We start from the raw sequence: 2,000 nt of genomic DNA on the forward strand, positions 1-2,000 counted from the left end.
AACTGCATCCCAAAATAACATTTATCATTGGAGAAAATGGAAGCGGAAAATCCACGCTTCTTGAAGCCATAGCAGTTGCTTTTGGATTCAATGCAGAAATAGAATATATGGAAACAGACCATTATCAGATTACAAAAAGATTTTTAAACGATACAGAGGGAATGCTTAGGATTTTAATGGACAAATGATAAAATTGAATTTTACAAGGAGGATTGCAATGGCCAAGGTTCATGAAATAAAAAAAGAATTGGAAAAATATATAGATAATGATAAGATTAATGTTCTCACTCGTTTTTTCAAGACTGGACATGGGGAATATGGCGAAGGTGATAAGTTCATTGGAGTTACTGTACCAAATCAGAGAAAGGTGGTACAAAAGTTCTACAGGAATGTATCTGTAAGTGATGTAATAGATCTTCTTCATTCAGATATTCATGAATACAGGCTTACATCTCTTCTCGTGCTTGTGAAAATTTTCGAAAAATCAAAGGATTATGATTTAAAGAAAGAAATTTATGAAGAATATATTAGTAATACTGATTATATAAACAACTGGGACCTGGTGGATTCATCAGCTCATAAAATTATGGGACCTTTTTTGGATGATTGCAGCAGGGAAATACTATATGAATTTGCAAAAGAGAGCCATCTTTGGAAACAGAGAATTTCAATAATGACAACTTTTCATTTTATCAAAAATGGAGACTTTGTAGATGCCCTTAAAATAAGCAAAATACTACTTAATCATGAACATGACCTGATACACAAGGCTGTTGGCTGGATGTTGAGAGAAATTGGTAACAGAGATTACCAAATTGAATATGATTTTCTGATAGAATACTATAATCAAATGCCTCGTACCATGTTAAGATACAGTATTGAGAAATTTGACGAAAAGATTAGACAAAAATTTTTAAAAGGAGAAATTTGATTGAATAGTTATATACTTTATATTATTACAGCAGTTCTACTTCTTGTTTCGTTTAAAAAAGATAAAAAAAAGACAAAAATGGCATTAAAAAAAGGATGGAAATCCTTGATGAAAATACTTCCGCAGCTTCTTGGAATACTGATGCTTGTAGGACTAATTTTTTCCGTATTTAATGCCGAAACAATTTCAAAGGTTATTGGTGAAGAGTCTGGATGGATAGGTGTTGTTGTTTCGGCAGTTGTGGGAGCAATTACACTGATACCTGGATTTGTTGCTTTTCCAACAGCTGCAATGGTTTTGCAAAACGGAGCAGGTTATATGCAGATTGCGGCTTTTGTATCATCATTAATGATGGTTGGTGTCATGACGGCTCCATTGGAAATGGAATATTTTGGAAAGAAGATGACAATAATTAGAAATGTGTTTGCATTTTTATTTTCGTTTGTCGTAGCATTTGTAATAGGGAGGATACTGGGATGATCAAGATAATTAAGAAATACAGAATGTTTTTGATTTCAGCACTTGTTCTATCAGTAATGTATTTTGTCAATAGGGAAATGGCTGAGAGGGCAATGCATATGACATTGTACGGCTTTAAGGAAATGGTTACAATACTTCCGCCTATATTCATACTTTTAGGACTTTTGGATGTTTGGGTTCCAAGAGAACTTATGATCACACATATGGGATCGAATTCAGGAATAAGGGGAATTATGCTTGCATTTTTCCTAGGTTCAGCGGCAGTAGGACCATTATACGGAGCATTTCCCGTAGCTGCGGTGCTCATGAAGAAAGGTGCCAAGTTTAGCAATGTTTTAATCTTTATTGGTGCCTGGTCAACTACAAAAATCCCTATGTTTTTGTTTGAAATGGCATCTCTGGGAAAGCCCTTTGCAATTACGAGACTGCTGGTTGACATACCTGGTATAATCATAATCGCATGGCTTATAGAAAAAATCATGCATAAAAATGAAATTGAAGATATTTACAAGAAGTCAGCAACAATGTAGTTTAAGGATGGCAATTAAATATATTTGAGCAACAAGAAAGCAGCTACGCTGCGTTAACC

General features: G+C 34.2%; 3 protein-coding genes and 1 pseudogene. All 4 read left to right on the forward strand.

Going from position 1 to position 2,000, the window contains the following annotated elements:
* Nucleotides 1-98, forward strand: a pseudogene (locus AC3AX0_RS12370) (AAA family ATPase); the annotation flags it as partial.
* 119 nt (nt 99-217) lie between these two features.
* On the forward strand, nt 218-931 hold the full coding sequence (locus tag AC3AX0_RS12375) for a DNA alkylation repair protein (RefSeq protein ID WP_487550584.1): 714 nt from the start codon (nt 218-220) through the stop codon (nt 929-931).
* Complete coding sequence (locus AC3AX0_RS12380; RefSeq protein ID WP_487550585.1) at nt 932-1,411, forward strand: permease; 480 nt, start codon at nt 932-934, stop codon at nt 1,409-1,411.
* Complete coding sequence (locus AC3AX0_RS12385) at nt 1,408-1,941, forward strand: permease (RefSeq protein ID WP_487550586.1); 534 nt, start codon at nt 1,408-1,410, stop codon at nt 1,939-1,941. Before AC3AX0_RS12380 ends, AC3AX0_RS12385 begins: the two co-directional genes overlap by 4 nt.
* Nucleotides 1,942-2,000: the final 59 nt, after the last annotated feature.

The organism is Dethiosulfatibacter sp. (genome assembly GCF_983023055.1).

Coding starts and splice junctions, on each gene's coding strand:
- AC3AX0_RS12375 (WP_487550584.1), top strand. CDS start 218: ATGGCCAAGGTTCATGAAATAAAAAAAGAATTGGAAAAATATATAGAT.
- AC3AX0_RS12385 (WP_487550586.1), top strand. CDS start 1,408: ATGATCAAGATAATTAAGAAATACAGAATGTTTTTGATTTCAGCACTT.